The 16154-nt window shown below is 50.4% G+C and carries 15 protein-coding genes; 9 read left to right on the plus strand and 6 right to left on the minus strand.

Going from position 1 to position 16154, the window contains the following annotated elements; all coding sequences use genetic code 11:
- The 6 genes from QZ331_RS03855 to tssD (QZ331_RS03880) all read right to left on the minus strand — a co-directional run.
- The coding region (locus QZ331_RS03855) for a DUF6531 domain-containing protein (protein WP_294628252.1) at nt 1-1963 on the minus strand (1963 nt) is incomplete at its 3' end.
- 85 nt (nt 1964-2048) lie between these two features.
- Nucleotides 2049-3413 (minus strand): DUF5458 family protein, encoded by a 1365-nt coding sequence (locus QZ331_RS03860; RefSeq protein ID WP_151878305.1) that lies wholly within the window; start codon nt 3411-3413, stop codon nt 2049-2051.
- 8 nt (nt 3414-3421) lie between these two features.
- Entirely contained in the window at nt 3422-3895 is a 474-nt protein-coding gene (locus QZ331_RS03865) for a hypothetical protein (protein ID WP_005682896.1), read from the minus strand.
- Between the two features lie 45 nt (nt 3896-3940).
- Nucleotides 3941-5299, minus strand: coding sequence for a hypothetical protein (locus tag QZ331_RS03870; RefSeq protein ID WP_151878304.1), 1359 nt, complete (start codon nt 5297-5299; stop codon nt 3941-3943).
- 11 nt (nt 5300-5310) lie between these two features.
- Nucleotides 5311-7119, minus strand: a complete 1809-nt coding sequence (locus tag QZ331_RS03875) for a phage baseplate assembly protein V (RefSeq protein ID WP_151878303.1) — start codon at nt 7117-7119, stop codon at nt 5311-5313.
- A 119-nt stretch (nt 7120-7238) separates the two neighbouring features.
- Complete coding sequence (tssD, locus tag QZ331_RS03880; protein ID WP_005682899.1) at nt 7239-7637, minus strand: type VI secretion system tube protein TssD; 399 nt, start codon at nt 7635-7637, stop codon at nt 7239-7241.
- 279 nt (nt 7638-7916) lie between these two features.
- On the opposite strand from tssD (QZ331_RS03880), the gene QZ331_RS03885 reads away from it, so the two are divergent.
- The 9 genes from QZ331_RS03885 (at nt 7917) to QZ331_RS03925 (ending at nt 16149) form a co-directional block, all read left to right on the plus strand.
- Nucleotides 7917-10397, plus strand: coding sequence for an ATP-dependent Clp protease ATP-binding subunit (locus tag QZ331_RS03885; RefSeq protein WP_294628257.1), 2481 nt, complete (start codon nt 7917-7919; stop codon nt 10395-10397).
- Between the two features lie 11 nt (nt 10398-10408).
- On the plus strand, nt 10409-10831 hold the full coding sequence (gene tssD / locus QZ331_RS03890) for a type VI secretion system tube protein TssD (RefSeq protein WP_016271573.1): 423 nt from the start codon (nt 10409-10411) through the stop codon (nt 10829-10831).
- 13 nt (nt 10832-10844) lie between these two features.
- Nucleotides 10845-11261: a type VI secretion system tube protein TssD gene (gene tssD / locus QZ331_RS03895; protein WP_151878301.1), complete on the plus strand. Its 417-nt coding sequence runs from the start codon at nt 10845-10847 to the stop codon at nt 11259-11261.
- Between the two features lie 6 nt (nt 11262-11267).
- Entirely contained in the window at nt 11268-12272 is a 1005-nt protein-coding gene (locus QZ331_RS03900) for a hypothetical protein (protein ID WP_138272038.1), read from the plus strand.
- A gap of 411 nt (nt 12273-12683) precedes the next feature.
- Nucleotides 12684-12977: a hypothetical protein gene (locus tag QZ331_RS03905; protein WP_138272039.1), complete on the plus strand. Its 294-nt coding sequence runs from the start codon at nt 12684-12686 to the stop codon at nt 12975-12977.
- Between the two features lie 15 nt (nt 12978-12992).
- On the plus strand, nt 12993-13394 hold the full coding sequence (gene tssD / locus QZ331_RS03910) for a type VI secretion system tube protein TssD (RefSeq protein ID WP_151878300.1): 402 nt from the start codon (nt 12993-12995) through the stop codon (nt 13392-13394).
- Nucleotides 13395-13398: 4 nt separating this feature from the next.
- The gene (tssD, locus tag QZ331_RS03915; RefSeq protein WP_151878299.1) at nt 13399-13842 is read left to right on the plus strand and encodes a type VI secretion system tube protein TssD; all 444 of its coding nucleotides are present in this window, start codon (nt 13399-13401) and stop codon (nt 13840-13842) included.
- Nucleotides 13833-14297 (plus strand): GPW/gp25 family protein, encoded by a 465-nt coding sequence (locus QZ331_RS03920; protein ID WP_054349518.1) that lies wholly within the window; start codon nt 13833-13835, stop codon nt 14295-14297. Before tssD (QZ331_RS03915) ends, QZ331_RS03920 begins: the two co-directional genes overlap by 10 nt.
- Nucleotides 14298-14304: 7 nt before the next feature.
- Complete coding sequence (locus QZ331_RS03925) at nt 14305-16149, plus strand: type VI secretion system baseplate subunit TssF (protein ID WP_151878298.1); 1845 nt, start codon at nt 14305-14307, stop codon at nt 16147-16149.
- Nucleotides 16150-16154: the final 5 nt, after the last annotated feature.

The raw sequence follows: 16154 nt of genomic DNA on the forward strand, positions 1-16154 counted from the left end.
CTCCCTCGTAAGTGTATTTCACAGTCTCCCCGCTAATCGTGGTGCGGCTGACGACACGGTCCATCCCGTCGTAATCCCAGGAGAGCTGTTTCCCTCCCGGCGTACAGAGCAGGACGAGGTTGCGGTTTCCGTCGTAGCTCAGGAACGTATCCTCGCCGTTCTCGTCCGTTATCCGGACGGGTTGGCCGGACTCGTTGTAGGAAGTCTTGCGGGTATAGCCTTCGGGGTTGACCGTGACCTCCAGTTCCTGGTATCCGTTGTACTGCTGGCGTGTGATTCCCCCATTGGCATCCACTATCTTGTAGATGAGCTTGTCCTCCCCGTAATGGTATTCGGTTTCGGCACCCTCCCCGTTACGGATATGGGTGTAGCCTTTGCCGTAACGGATGAAGTACTCCATGACGCCGCCGTCCCCCCATGTATGCACACAACGGGCGTTCTCACCTTTGCCCTCGTATTCCCAATGGAAGGACATGCCTCCCTGATTGGTCAGCTGTACCAGCAGATGCCCGTCGGTATAGACGAAATGCTTGCTGACATCCAGCGCGTCGGTGGTCTCCACCATGTCGCCCCGGTCGTCATAACGATAGCGGACAAGCCTGGTTTCCTCACCGTCCTGCTTCATGGACACACAGCATACCCGTCCCAGTTCGTCGGTTTCCACTTTCAGGCGCTCCCCCCGAGAAGATACGATTCCCGCCAGTTTTCCAGCCGAAGCGTATTCGAAACGGATGCGGAACCCGTCTTTGGTGGATATGCCCGACACCATGCGGTAGCCGAAGCGGTTCTCCGGTCCGTCGAACCTGTATTGAAGTCCCCGGATGTCGGTCAGCAGATAACCCTGCCCGTCAAGCGTCCAGAGCAATTGTTCCTTGCGGTCAAAATAGGAATCCCCCAGTTCCAGCACGGGCAGGAAGGACTCCCGTCCGTCGGCATGGCGGAAGAGGAAAGCCTCTTCTTCCAGCCGCCGGATGCCCAGGTTGTAACTGTGGTGCCAGTTGTAGCCCAACGGGCCGTCCACGGCGGCATCGCTGTAATAGGTGCGTTCCCAAACGATGGGGATGGGGCCGGGCAGCTCGAAATCCACGTTGGTGTGGTACACCCTGCCTGTTGCCGCATCGACCGGCTCACCGAATGTCTTGCATTTGATGGGCTGGAGAATGTCCGCCAGCCGGTTCTTTCCTTTCTTTCTCAGTCTGTCAATCAAGTCCTGGAACTTGTCGCCCAGTTTCTTCCACATTTTTCCCAGCCCCTTGAGTCCGAACTTCATTGCCAGCGCGAACATGTCGATGGTGGGCGGCCCGCCCACGAGCACCGGCTTGCCTACGGAGGTGATGGTGGAGAGCATGGATGTGGGTGCCAGCAACGCCTTGCTCACTTTCTTGGGCTTTCCCTTGCGGGGAATGGTCGGGATGCCGACCAGGTTGCAGGAGAGCGCCGGATGTGTCAGCGTGGAGCAGGGGGCACCGTCCGCCAGCACGGTCGCGCTGCCCATCCACATCTCCGACTCGGACATGCCGCTGACCAGCGGTGCCGGGTGCAGGACGAATGCGGGCAGGTGCACGATGCCTATGCCCGCTTGCGCAATCCACTGGTTATGCACCTTCACCGTGGGCGCCATCCCCTTGAGAATGCTGCACGCCACTCCCGCCACCCCTTCGGTGACGGGCGGCATGGCGGCGGCGATGCCTGCCATGATGTCCGCCATGAGGTCATATACTTTCCCCACATGCGGCACGGGCATGACGGGTGACGGCGGTGTGACCGTAGGGTGCATGTCTATCCCTATGGCAAGGTCGCCGAACTTGGCTACGGGCATGCCCGGCATGGATGGGAGCAGTCCGCCCAGTCCCGCCTGGAGCTTGTCCAGGGCAGCCTTTGAGTCGGCGAAAAGGTCGGAGAATCCCCGTCTGGTGCTGTTGTTGTCAACGGCATCAGCTATATTTTTCAACACATCTGACATAGTGAGAACGGTTTAGAAAAGTAAAGAAAGGAAACAGCCGGAGAGGTTAACCGGAGTTCTCCGGCTGTTTCAGAAAAGGGATTGCCTATGCATCCTGTGCATAATCGCTGTTCCAGTCATTCTCGTCATCCCCCTTGGTGCCTTCCAGCTTGATGACAAAACTCTTTGCCGGGAAGTAAGGAGTCAGGTGAATGTCGAGGAAAATGCGGTCTTTCTGTTTCGGGTCACGCTCGAAGCGGAGAATCTTGAATTTTTCAATCAGGCGTCCGGGACCCTGAATGCTGTCCAGGAACTTGCTGATTTGTCCACGCAAATCCCTCTCTGCCTTGCTGTTCCAGTTCTCGAAAGCGCGCCGGTTGAGGAAGTCCATCAATACCTTGGTCACCCAATCGAACACGCGTACCACCGAATAGGTCTGCAAGCCCAGGTTATCGCCGTTGAACAATGTCTTGGCCGAAAACGCCATCACCTTGCCGTATTCCTTCACCATGGGAATCAGACCAATCTTCTCCAGTTCGGAAATCTCGCTCTTCTTCAGGTTGAAAGCCACTCCGTCCACCTCACTCATGGAACCGTATTTCTTGCCGGCGGTGACCTGTGCCATCACCGTCTTGTACACGCTGCCCGCCAGTGCCGCGGAAGGCGGAATCAGCAAGTCCTCCGTTTCGCCCAGTTCGGCATAACGTCCACGTCCGACCAGGTAGTTGCAGGCCATACATACGTTGGACTTGTACACATCGCCTCCCGACAGGTTGGAGTCGAAGAACATTTCGATGACATCGTCCGGCTTTTCAAGGTCGGCGAAGTCGGTATAAATCATCACCTTGTTGTCATGCGCTATCTTCGCCCATTTCTCAATCACCTTGTTGGAACCCAGGTAGCCGGGGATGACCAGCAAGGAATAGTTGGTGCGCAGGTCCAGACGGTCGTAGTTGGCACGCAGCTCGTCCGCAATGGCATCGATGAAGAAAGAGTTGTCCAGGTCGGTGAGCTGCTCCATGGAAGCATTGACGATGGAAATGTTCTTAATCTTGTCGGAATCCGTATTCTTGTAGAAAAGCATGACCGTACGGTATGACTTCTCCAATTGTTTCACCTCTTCCACCGCCTTCAGCTGGTTTTGGGAAAGCAGATCGGAAACGGCCGCCGATTTCTTCTGGCACAGTTCAATCATTTCGCTGATGGACTTGTTGCCTTGCAGCATGTCCACCCACATTTCGAGCCGTTTCTCCAGCTCCTTGCGCTCAGGCGCCCGTTCGGGGTCTGTAAGGAAAATGTTACGGCGCGCCTTGCGCTCCGGGTTCAGGTTCTGTATGCCGTCCACAGAGGACTCCAGGACATTGAAACCACCAAACTTAGCCAGGACCTGTAGCTCCGCGTTCAGGTTTCTGGGCTGTGCCGCAGCCTGTTGTTGTACGGCTGCCTCCCTGTGTGTGTTCTGTTCACTCATAGCTGTTGTCATTCATTTGCAGGGTTAGACTTCTCGTTTTTCTTTAAATCGTCCAGCATGGCAGAAAGCGAATTAACGAATGCCTCGCGTGTCGCCGGATTCTCCAATACCCGTTGCAGCACCTTGTTGGAGCGCAACGACTTCTCCATTCTGTCAGCGAACTGCTTTTCCGTATTCAGGCCTGACAGGAAATGACTTTGCTCCGTCATTTTCTTGACAGAAAAGTCCCCCACATTGTGAAAACGGAAGTTTTCCTCCACGGGAGCACCTTCCGCATCGGTGAACTCAATATCTATCTCCGGTAAGAAATGCGCGAAGACCTGGTCGATATTGGTCAGCCCCGTGATCACTTCGGGAGCCACCGGTTCGTCTTTAGTCAACTGCTCCACCAATAATGTCCGGTTTTGTGGAATTTCCGCAATGCCTTCGGAGGCGTCAATCTTCACTTCGTTTCCGCCGATTCCGTAATTTCCAAGATCCATAAATTCGATATTTAAGTTTAAACTATATGTTGATTAAATTCTCTTTCAGTTGAAAATACCTCCTTTTCTTCTGGCTTTTGCCTGCCGCATGGAGGGGTTCTCCACCAGTTCCTTCCAGTCCTCGCCCAGCCATTCGTGAAGCTGGCGTTCCAGCACCTCGATGTCAATCGGCGCACGCACCTGCCTGCCCGTATGGAGCGCCAGGTGTGCCGCGTAGGTGAAGGTGGAGCTCCGTCTGATGTCTTCGGAAAGATAGCTTCCTCCCGCCAATGCCAGCAGGAAATATTCGAACGCCTGTTCCAGCTTTCCCTCCTCGTACCGCAGGAAGCCGCACATCCGGTAACCCTCCATGACATAATAGGGGTCCTTCCGTTCGACAGCTTTCCCGGCTATCCCCTCGTATAAAGCCACCGCCTCTTCGCGTTTTTTTTCGGCCGTCAGGATTGCCGCCTTCATGGAAACAGCCATCTTCCAGTAGCTGTATCCCGCCGCCTCGCCATCCTTCATCGCCTTTTCCGCCTCGCGGATGGTCTTGTCGCTGTATTTCATGCTGCTTTTGTATTCACGGATAGCATAGCAGGCTTCGGAAGCGATGAAGAGAGCGGATATCCGAATATTCGCATCCTTCAGTTCCCCGGCGATATCCAGGAGCTTCCTTATTTCCTTTTCCAGCGGTTTCAAATCCTGTTTCCGCGTGCAGTCCATGACCGCCGTCACCTGCTGTTTGAACCGGTTCTCGGGCGCAATCAAGTCGTTGCCGGCATCCGCCCGTGCCATCCGGTTATGCAATGCCGCCGCCATGTCAAAGCGTGGGCGTATGTGGACCACCTCCGGCGACTCGTCCAAAGCGACACTCCTGTTCTTTTTCAAATCAATGGTTGTCAGACGGATGCCCTGCGGGACACCCTCTTTCAGTACCTGTCCGAACCATTCCGTCCGGGGAAAATCCCCGGATTGTTCCGGAGGAAAATAGATGCAGAAGAAGGCATTCTCCAAACGGGATATGCACTCCTTGAAGCGCAACATCTCCTTCCACAGGTTTGCCGACGTAGGTTCGACCGACGTGTCGGGGCGGTACTCCGTCTTGAGCAGCCCGTCGTGCCGCAACGCCTTGAGCATGTCATCCTTCTCTTCCGCCTGCTCCTCAAACCATCCGGCATACTCCTGCCAGAGCTGTGCGGCATATTCGTCGTCATCGCCTCTGTAGGGCGTGTCGAAACGGAAAAATATGTCATCGAACTGTCCTACAGGGGAACGCTCTATCTCCAGGAACTTGTCCACCAGGTCCACATCGTTCCTTCCGACAATCCATATCGCCAGTTTCCAGTCTTTCTTTCCGGCTATGTCCGCCCAGTAATCGACCGCCTTGTAGTATTCCTGTATTACAGATGCTGATGCTCCCATATCCAATCCGTTTATGAATTAATTTTCACAATGCCTCCCGTTACGGTCATGTTTGCCGTTCCCTCCACGGTGAGGTTCGTGCCTTTCATGGTTCCGGTCTGTGTATTCAAGTCATATTCCTTGGCCGCCTCCAGTTTGATATTGGTGGCGCTGCCGTTGATGATGTTTTTTTCGCTGCTGAATACCATACTTTCATTGCCCGAGACCAATGTAATGTTTTTCTTTCCTTCGATGGAAATCGTTTCCGCCTGCATACCGATGGACTTTTCGTCCATTACGATAACGGACTTGTCCTCGTTGGTGATGACTACGCTCTTTTTCGCCATAATCGTAATGGCGTCCTTCCCGTCCAGCAGGATCAGTTGTTTTCCCGTCTGGTCGGTGATGACAATGCTTCCCGTTTCATCATCGAAAACGATGGCGCTTCCGCTGCGCGTGATAATGCTTTTGGTCTTGTTGTTCTTGTCCCCTCCCTTTCCTGAAGCGGAATGGAACATGGCTCCGGTCACATAGGGGCGGTCCGGATTGCCGTGTTCGTACCCCACCATGACCTGGTCACCGACTTCGGGAACAAACACCCATCCGCGGTTTTTGGATACGGCGTCGCTTACTCCCGCATTGGGGCTCTGCACCCTGATCCAGTTGGTTGTTTTCCCGTTTTTCTGCCAGTCGAAACTCACTTTTACCCGTCCCTGTTCCTTTTCGTCGTCATTTTTCTTCACCGTCGCAAGTTCGGGCAATGCCAGCGGGAGTTTTGCGTCGGGAACAGGGATGTTTACCGTTCCGTCAGGAATCCCGGCAAACGTGTTGGCATAATGCCCGTCACGGCGCACCTCGTGCGTGATTTCGGTGATGCGGAATTTTCCCAGAGGCGGCAGGTTCATGTCACCGGGGAAAGAGACCTCAATGACTTCGCCTATCCGGATCCGGCATGTCTTTCCTATGCCCCTTATGTTCAACAAATTGGCGCCGGACTCATTTTTGAGGACCTTCATCTGCCCGTCCAGCCCCGCCTTGTCGGCGATGTGCGGATTGGCGGCGGCAGTCGTCTTGGCCCCATACGCCTTTTCGGAACAGTCATGCGCAATGGACTGGAGGTCATTCATGCCATCGGGTTTGGCGGGCGTGTCTGCATTATGTTGTTTGTTCTCCTGCGCTACATAATCGTATCTTGCAGATTTGCCCGGCACCAGATTTGCCACCAGACGTACCTCCTCCAGGTCCACATCGTACATGATTTTTTCCGTGTTGTCCTTGTCGGGTTTGCCGAAATAGACTTTTTTCCCGTCGTAATAGAACCACTCGCCGTATTGGGCGGAGAGCCGGTTCATAAAGTCGAAGACGCTCTCGTTGTACTGCGCCATGTAGGGGATTTTGGCGGAGTATTTGGGATTGGAAGCCAGCGGGACCTTCCCGTATTCCTGTGTCGCCTCCTTTATGATGGCGGAGAGGGTCTGGTCCATCCACGAGTCGAGCGTCCCGTTGTTCTCATACAATATCGTGGGGCTTGCTCCGTGAATGGCCACTCCGCCCGCCTCACCCATGCTTCCGACCATTTCCACCTGTGTGACAACCCCTTCGAAGTCATAACTTTCGCCCGTCTGCTTGTGGGCGAACGAGATGCTGACAGTCTCCCCGACGTAATTGATGAATTTTTCAGGTGTCTGCTTGAACGTATTGCCGGGCGAGAGGTAATTCACAATTACAGTAAAGGCGTGATGCCGGTTAAACCGCTGATGAAGCCGCAGTGAAACGAACTTCTGTTCCTCTCCTTTCACTGTCACCTTGGTAGTTACCAAATTCAGAAAACTTGCTCCCATACTATCTTTTGCTATGAAAATTAATTAATCAATCCGACCAGTCGGTATGTTTTTTGGTGCCGAAATAACCGGAATTGGTATATTCCGGCACCTTAAAAACTTTGATTAGAAAACAACCGTTAGTTGTTTTCCGGCCAATCCTGTACAAATGTAGCCTCGTCCATCTTCACTGTCTGTGCGGAAATGGCGAACTTGATTGTCATCGGATAGGGGTTGGCCACATTCAGTGCCTCCTCGTATTCCACCACGTAACCGTTCTCAAATACCAGTTCCTTCATCTTGGCATCCTCATCCGCTTTCTTGAAGACGATGCTTCCGTTTACGGGCTGATACTGTTTGAACATCTTGTCCAACACAATGGTGTCCGGAGTAGATTCGACCTCCACATAGATTTTACCACCATAGATGTCAGATGCCGGACGGCCTTTGGGATCCACATCGCGATTGAACTTGACATCCCATCTCAATACATCAAACTCTCTTGAGTCTGAAAACTTAAATGACGCTTTAAATGCCATATTCTCAAAGTTTTAAAGTTTGTAAAAAAGTTGATTACGGAATTTCCGGCTACCGGCGGTTCGGCGCCTCCCCGCCTTTGGCTTTCAATTTCCGGGGGCTAATATATGGAGCTTTCTGAAAATTACAAAAGTTTTTCGGGAAATTTTTTGCGATATTTTTTGGTTTTTTCAAAAATTATGTTCGTTAACATAAAAAAATCTGCCCTGAAAAGTGGCGGACTTATTTTTTTGCCTTATATTTGCAATGTTCTCCTGCGCAATTTTTAAATCTTATTGATTATGGATACAGGAGTTGGTTTCATTAATCTTGATGATTCTGTAAAAATTGCGCTTAACATAGCACTTGCAGTGGCTCGTGAAAATGCGAACGAGTGTTACACTCCCTCGCATTTGTTGAAAGCTCTACTTCATAAAGATGTAGGGCTAAGAGATTTTATAATAAGTATAGGTAAGGATTTGGGGTATCTGGAGGAATGGGCGGATGTCCATATTGAACAATGTCCGAAATCCACCCGGTTTGCCGAAATCAAGCCGTCGGAGAAGATCGACGCCGTTTTCCGTGCAGCCGACGACGCTCGGATACAGATGGGGCTGTTTGACATCAATCCCATCTGCGTGTTGCTGGCACTGACGAAACCGGGCATCGCCTTTTCCAGTGACCAGCTCAGGTCTTTCCCTATCCTGGAGAAAGATATCCATTCCATATATACAGGCAACGAACCGGCGGGAGTCTCCGGCAACGTGCCGGAGAGTTTCATTCAAAGCTCCGTTTCCTCTTCCACTTCCTTTCTCGCCAAGTATTGCGTGGACCTTACCGCCACCGCGGCAGACAGACTTTACCCGACCATCAACCGTGACCGGGAGAACCGCATGGTCATGGAGGTGCTGGGCAGCCGCAGCAAATCGAACGTGCTGATTGTCGGTGATGCCGGGGTGGGGAAAACAGCCCTAGTGTACGGGCTTGCATGGAACATAGTCAACCATAAGGTGCCTTCGTTCCTGGAGGGAGCCCGTGTGTTTGAGCTTGACAATGCCTCGCTCATAGCAGGCGCCACCTACAAGGGGGAGATAGAGGACCGTTTGAAAAACATCGTGAAAGAGTTGCGCGGCATTGACAACGCCATCCTGTTCATTGACGAGATTCATATCCTGCTGGACAGCCGGCAGGGCAATTCCGGTGCCGGCAATGTGCTGAAGCCCGAATTGTCGCACGGCGACCTGACCGTTATCGGCGCCACCACCATTGACGAATACCGTAAGATTATAGAGCCTGACCATGCGTTCAACCGCCGTTTTGAGGTGGTGCAGGTCAATGAGCCGGATTTGAAGTCCGCCATACAGATGCTGCATTCCGTCCGGCAATCATACGTGGAGTACCACCGGGTGGGAATCAGCGACGATGCCGTGGCGGAATGCGTGCGCCTTGCCAAGCGGTATGTGAAAGACCGCCGTTTGCCCGACTCCGCCATCGGCCTGCTGGACATGACACTTTCGGCCATCAAGATGGTCAATGAAACAGGAAGGAAGGATACGGAAGCCTTGCTTGCCCGACTGGACGAGATAGAAAAGGAGGAAAAAACTCCTCAAGAAAAGGCGGAAGAGCTGAAAACGCTGCTTTTCCTGATGCACAACAAATTAAGCCCCATCCTTTTGGGCGTGGTTTCCGATGAGGCGGATATCCATGAATTGCAGGAGTATGAAGAGCTGGCGGCTTACCTGCGGAGCGCACTGGCCGCCATCCTGTCATTTGCGGAAAAGAGCATAGAGGAGGTAGGAATTTATGAGGTTGTCGCCGTTGTCGCCAGCAAGACGGGCATTCCTATCGGCAAGATACAATCGCAAGAGAAGGAACGCCTGCTCAATATGGAAGACTACCTGCGCCGTCGGGTTGTCGGTCAAGACCAGGCGCTGAAAACGCTGACCGATGCCATTCTTGAATCCCGCAGCGGTATGAACAAGCCGGGCCAGCCCATCGGCTCCTTCTTCCTGCTGGGACCTACCGGTACCGGCAAGACCGAACTTGCCAAGGCACTGGCGGAGGCGCTGTTCAACGATGAAAAGTCCATGATTCGTTTTGATATGTCCGAATTCAAGGAGGAGCACTCCGCCGCCCTGCTTTACGGGGCGCCTCCGGGATACGTGGGCTATGAGGAGGGCGGTATGCTGGTGAATAAAATCCGCCAGCAACCCTACGCGGTGGTCCTCTTTGACGAGATAGAGAAAGCGCATCCGTCCGTCTATGATATTTTCCTGCAAATCATGGATGAAGGGAAACTGCATGACCGTCTGGGCAAGGAAGGGGACTTCTCCAACTCCATCGTGCTATTCACTTCCAATGTGGGCAGCGAATGGCTGACGAAGCAGTTGGAATCGGGCAATGTGCCGGCTACCACCCAGATCATGGAGGTGATGGGGCAGTATTTCCGTCCGGAGTTCCTGGCGCGTCTGTCGGAAATCGTCCCGTTCTCTCCTATCCGTGAAGACATCCTGTTGAAGATATTCGATATACAGTTCAACAGTGTCAGGAAACTGCTGGACAAGCAAGGTATCGGTATCACCATCAGTGACGATGCCCGTAAAATGCTAGCCCACAAAGGATTCACTCCCAAATACGGCGCCCGCCAGGTTGCCGGGGTTATCCGCAACTACCTGCGCAGACCGATTTCGCGGCTTATCATCAATGAAGAGCTGTGCAAAGGAAAAAATCTGGAGGTGGGTCTGGACGAACAGAATGAATTAACCTGGAATATTCACCAATAATCAAGTACAGTATGTTTGGATATACAGTATTCTTAAAGATCGGCAATCTTGCCGCTTCCTCACTGGTCGATATGTATAAGGACAGTTACCAGCTTATCGGCTGTGAGTTCGGGTTCGCCCAGGGGATAGACATCAAAGGACAGGCCCAGACCGAAGTGAAAGGCGGTACGTTCTATGTGACTTACCCCCATCTTCCCAACCGTGACATGATCCAGTGGATGCTGGATGCCCGTAAGTATCAGAACGGAGCCATCGTGGTCCATGACAACCAGGGTTCCACGCTCGAAAAGATACTCTTTGAGAAAGCGACCTGTGTGGATATGGAAATCAGCTATATCCGGCAGGGGAAGAGCTATATCGCAACCAAGCTGACCGTGCAAGCTCAGAAGCTGACGTTCGGGTCGGAGGAATTTGAAAATCAGTGGGTATTTTAAAAACAACAATGTTATGGGACTCTTTAGTTTTCCGCAAGTGGACAGCAATGTGAATGTCATATTCAGTGTTGACGGTGACGAGTATACAGTGGAACAGTTCAAAATCGGTTTTCACCAGCCTGTCGATGGTATAAAGAACCAGCCGGAGGGGGAAGTGCGTGGCGGACGCATCATGATAACCCTTTCGCAAACAGTGAAGAACAACATCTACGGATGGGCTGTGAAACCGTGGATGAAAAAGAACGGGGCGGTACTGTTCAAAACCGGTACGTCCGGGGTGATATTTGAGGTGGCGTTTACGAATGCGTATTGTGTCAATTTGAAACGGGTTATTGAATCTTTGGGGCAAGGCTTGTCAACTACCTTGATTTTGTCTCCTGAAAGTGTAAGCGTGAATGGTATTGAATTTGATAATCGGTGGGTGAAATAAGAAATTATGCGATATAAAACAAATCAAGTAATATCATTTGAAGAGTATCTTTTTTTGCAAAACATGGGACTTCCTTATACCGGTTTTGTCAAAGGCATGGGATATACTTTTCCTAACTACCTACCTGTACAGATGCCTCACATAGAAAATAATAGAGTACAGTGGAATACTTGGGTAAATTATCCTGTTAGGCAACAAGTTTGGGATACATCTCCTCAAGCTGTGTTTAGGAGCATGGATTATTCTCCTGAGGATATAATCAACAAGATAAAGAAAGATAATGGTGATGGAACTATAACTTTTCAAATAGGCATGGATAAGATTACAGTTCCATCAGACCCAAGTAAATACAAGGTTGGTGTTGAAATAAATAAATCATCTGATTTTTATAGTGTAAGCATAGGTATCCATAACAATGAAAATAACCAATCTTATTTTAAGACAATAACGTATCGTGAAGAAATAGTTGATAATGTAAGTGAGCCATCTCATGGTGCGTTAGATAATACGTTGGAGACTTTAAAAAATATTGGGAATTATAATACAGGTATTGGGGTTGCCATAGGATCGCTTGAAACAGGTTTAAATCCTATAGCGAAGAAAATTCACCCCTTTAGACCTATCTATTATTCTGATGGCCACATATTTAAACCTGCTTTACCAGGATATAATTGGGGACCTATTTCCGGTCAATTTGTTGAGAAAAGTTTTGAAAAGCTAAATAGATGGGGAAGATATTCTGGAGGATTGGGAATTATATTAACAGCTACAAATTTTTTTGATGATGATTCGTCGTGGGAAAAAGTTGCTGTAGATGAAATCTTTAATATTATAGGATTCTTCTCATTACCGGGTTTCATAATCTCAACAACTTATACAGCTGTTGATGTTTTTTATCCTAATGGATGGAAAGGTTTATTTGATGACATTTCAAAACATTTATATGAAATGTACATGAACCAAGTAAATGAAGATGGGGTAATGATGGCTCCATGGATATTCGGAAAATAAAAAATGAGAAATATGATTTGGTACAAATATTGGTATTATACGATTTTTTTTATTTATGATTCAATATGTAAAAATCAAGCATCAAACAAAAGTTTTGCTGTTGAATTATTTAGTGTAATTATATATATAATTATTGCAATAATCAATAGTGTCTTATATTTTATATTTGGTTGTAGTTTGATGAGAAATTTATGTCACATCTATTCTCATTTAATATTGTTTTCAGCTATTTATTTCTTTAATGGATTTCTTTTTTGGTCAGAAAAAAAAGCTAGATTGGAAAGAGGTATTTATAGAGAGATAAGCAGGCAGAAGAAAAATTTATTATTCGTAATACTAACGATAGTTGTATTTGCGATATATTTTTACATTTTATTTAATCATAGAGAATATTTCTTATTAATATATTAGATGAAACAATATAAAACCATAATAATTTATGCCGTTTCTGGTATTGAACAAAAACAGGCATTGGAAAGTGAACTGGAAAAATACGGGCTGGAGCGATTGGGAGAGCAAGACATCTTCGCACTTCCCTTAGACGAATACCGCACGAAAGTACAAGCATTCAAAGCCTACCTGCGAGCCTATTCGCGCAAGCATCTGGACAGTCAGGACACAGTATTGTTCGTGGAATCACGCATGAATCCGGAACGGACCCTGACTACTATGCTGCAAACCAATCTGATGAGTGAGGACGAATAAAAGATTACGGATATTATGAGTGCACAATCGTATATCAAACTTTGGACCGCCGAGCCCTCGGAACATGATGAGGTGCAGGCTTACGACCTGTTGAGTTATGAGTATGACTTCCGGAAGCCGACGACCCCATGCGGGCAAGCGGTCGGAAAGATCACCGGGGGACAGATGCAGGTAAGCATAGCCGGATTTCCCTCGAAGGAGTTGCTGGAATGGATGTTCAATTCACGCATCCTGAAAAGCGGAGAGGTGATGAACACCTCGGGAAGGCTGGGAACACCGAAGGAAATAGTCAGGTTCAAGGGAGCCCAATGTCTGGATTTCCATGTGCATTCGACCGTGAAAGAGAGTTGTATCTCGCTGCTTATCCATTTCAGGGAAATGGAAGCCGGCGATTCGTGTCACCTAAATTTGAAATGAGATTATGAACTGGTTTGCTGCCTTGTTTAAACGGAAAGAGCCCGGAACGGTGAATGACCGTTATGCGATGAAGCTGTCCGTATGCCACGAGACATACACGGTAGAAGAATTTGACCTGCAATTCAAACGGAATACCGACCGTGACGGATTGCCGGAAGGTGAGGCATACGGCGGTTTCGTTACCTGTATCCTTGCTGGTATGCCGGGTGACGGCCTGCTGCGATGGGGCGCCTACAGCCAACCATGCGAGGACGGTGACCTGCGGGTTTACCGGAAAGACAAACCGGACCAGGAAGCCGAATTCGTCCTGCGTTTCGTGGAAGGGAACTGCATCCGTTTGCAGCGTAAGGCTGACCGTATGAACCAAAAAAGCAGCATTACCCTCCTGTTTGCCGCAAGGATATTGCAATTCAGTGACGACGAATTTGAGAATAACGAATGGCGCTGACAAGTATGGAAACGAAATTTTGCAAACTACCTCTGGATTTTGGAGCCTTGCTCAGCGAGGATGTGGAAAACAGCCGCCTCGCGTCCTGTACGGAGATAGAGTCCATCGACCAGTTCATCGAGATGCTGATTGACACGGCTCCCGGGGAACACGCCTTTGACAAGGATTTCGGCTGCGAGATTTTTTATCTTGATTTTGAGAGTATCATTTCGCATACCCGCTGGGAAGGGCAGTTTTCCGACTATATCACCCAAGCCATCACCCGGTACGAGAAGCGTCTTACGAATGTGAACGTCCGGGTCATTATCGACGATACCACCCGGCAGGACAATGTGTTCGAGGCTTCGACCATAAAAAAACGCGTGCAGGTATATGTCTATGGCAATCTGGTGCATACCGGAGAGAAGCGTTGCTTTTACTATGTGATTTATTTAGGACCCATTTCAACCCGATGAAAAGCGTATGAGTATGGAGAAATATAACAAGGAGCAAATCAGGAACCGTATGCTGAAATACGCGGCGGCGTTCTGGGGAATCAAGAAAGCGGAAAATTTTGACCCTGTCGTCAAACTGATGCTGGAGGCGCTGTCCAACGAACTGTATATGCTGGGGGAAGACTTCACGGCCATCGAGACACGGCTGCTGGAAAAAACCGCCCGCATTCTGACACCGGACATACTGACCTCGGCACTTCCCGCGCATGGTGTCGTGCATGCCTCTCCCATCGAACCCGGCTACCTGATTACGAAAGAGTCGGGCATGTATTATGAGAATGACCTGCTGACCCAGAAACTGTCCGCCGGAAGCATTTCCTTTTATCCGGCCTGTGACACCCTGTTGCACAAAGCCGATGTGAAATACATGGTGTGTGACGATATACTCTATCAGGTGGACCATACCCTGTCGAAAACCATGATTGCCCGTACGGAAACAAGGATGCCCGCCCGCACGGTGTGGCTCGGCCTGACGGTGGACGACTCGCTGACGGACCTGGAAAACATTTCTTTCTATCTTGACTTCCCCAACCTTACCGAAAGCTATGAATACCTGTTCCTGCTTCCGTGCACGGAATGGTCCGCCGGTGGAAACCCTATCCGGATGGAGCCGGGCATCTATGAGAAAAGCCGGTTGCCGGAGGAATCCACCCGTGCCTTCTTCCGGAGCTATGATGTGATGTCCGTCATAGACAAGGAGGTGATGGAGCTCTACAACAAGCATTTCCTGCGGGTTTCGCAACCGGTCCCCCTCAATGAGGTTGACAAGGAGCCCCTGCCGAAAGCCTTGTCTTCCTGTTTCGGGGAGCGTGTGCGGGAAAAGATGCAGGAAAAGTTGGTGTGGGTGAAAATCGTATTCCCCGCCCATTTCACTCCGGAAATCCTGGAGGAGCTTCATGCGGGCATCAACATCGTGCCTGTGGAAAACAAGCTGCTGCACGAACAGACCACCTCCCTCGAAGACACGTTCAGGGTGATTCCCCTGCGTACAGGCAATTACGAGTCCCTGCTGTCCGTGCACAGCGTGAAGGACTCGGACGGAAAGAGCTATCATGAACTCCAGTATCCGGTACCCGGTTCCACGGAGAGTTACGGCACCTATTCCATCCGCAAGGGAGGCTGCGAGCGTTTTGACTCCCGCTCCGCCAAGGAACTGCTCGGCTATCTGCTGGACCTGCTGGATGACGAGACCCACGCCTTCCATGCCGTTTCAAGTGTCAAGCTGCAAGCACTCGCCGGCCAGATGGAGCAACTGACGGCACAACTGAAACAGGCGACCGACAACATGAACGAATACAGGGAGCCCCCCTATTACCTGATGGTTGACCAAATGTCCGGCAAAGGGCAGGTCACCGTGAAATACTGGACCACCCACTGCGAGACAGGCAACCAAATACAGGCCGGCGTGGAGCTGTCGCCATACGCCACCACCTATCTGGACCCGAAAACACTCGCGCTTGTCAGTACCACCTACGGCGGGAAGCAAGCCCCCAAGAACCGGGAGCTGATCGATATCTACAAATACGGGATCATTTCACACGGGCGTGTGCTGACGCAAAACGACATAGCCAGCTTCTGCAAGAAAGAGCTTGGCGAGCTTTTGTTGCGGACAGAAATACGCAACGGGGTGGAAATCAGCCCAGTTCCCACCGAAGGGCTGATACGCACCAAAGAAGTGCATCTGGTCCTGGGAACGAAGCTGGACGGGCCGTCGCAGGAAAAACAGATGAAAGACAGCCTGCACACCAGACTGTCTGCCTGCTCGCCGGACACATTCAATTACCGCATATTCATCGAATACAATAACGCATAAACATA

Origin of the sequence: uncultured Bacteroides sp., assembly GCF_910586915.1 — a bacterium.
GTDB lineage: Bacteria > Bacteroidota > Bacteroidia > Bacteroidales > Bacteroidaceae > Bacteroides.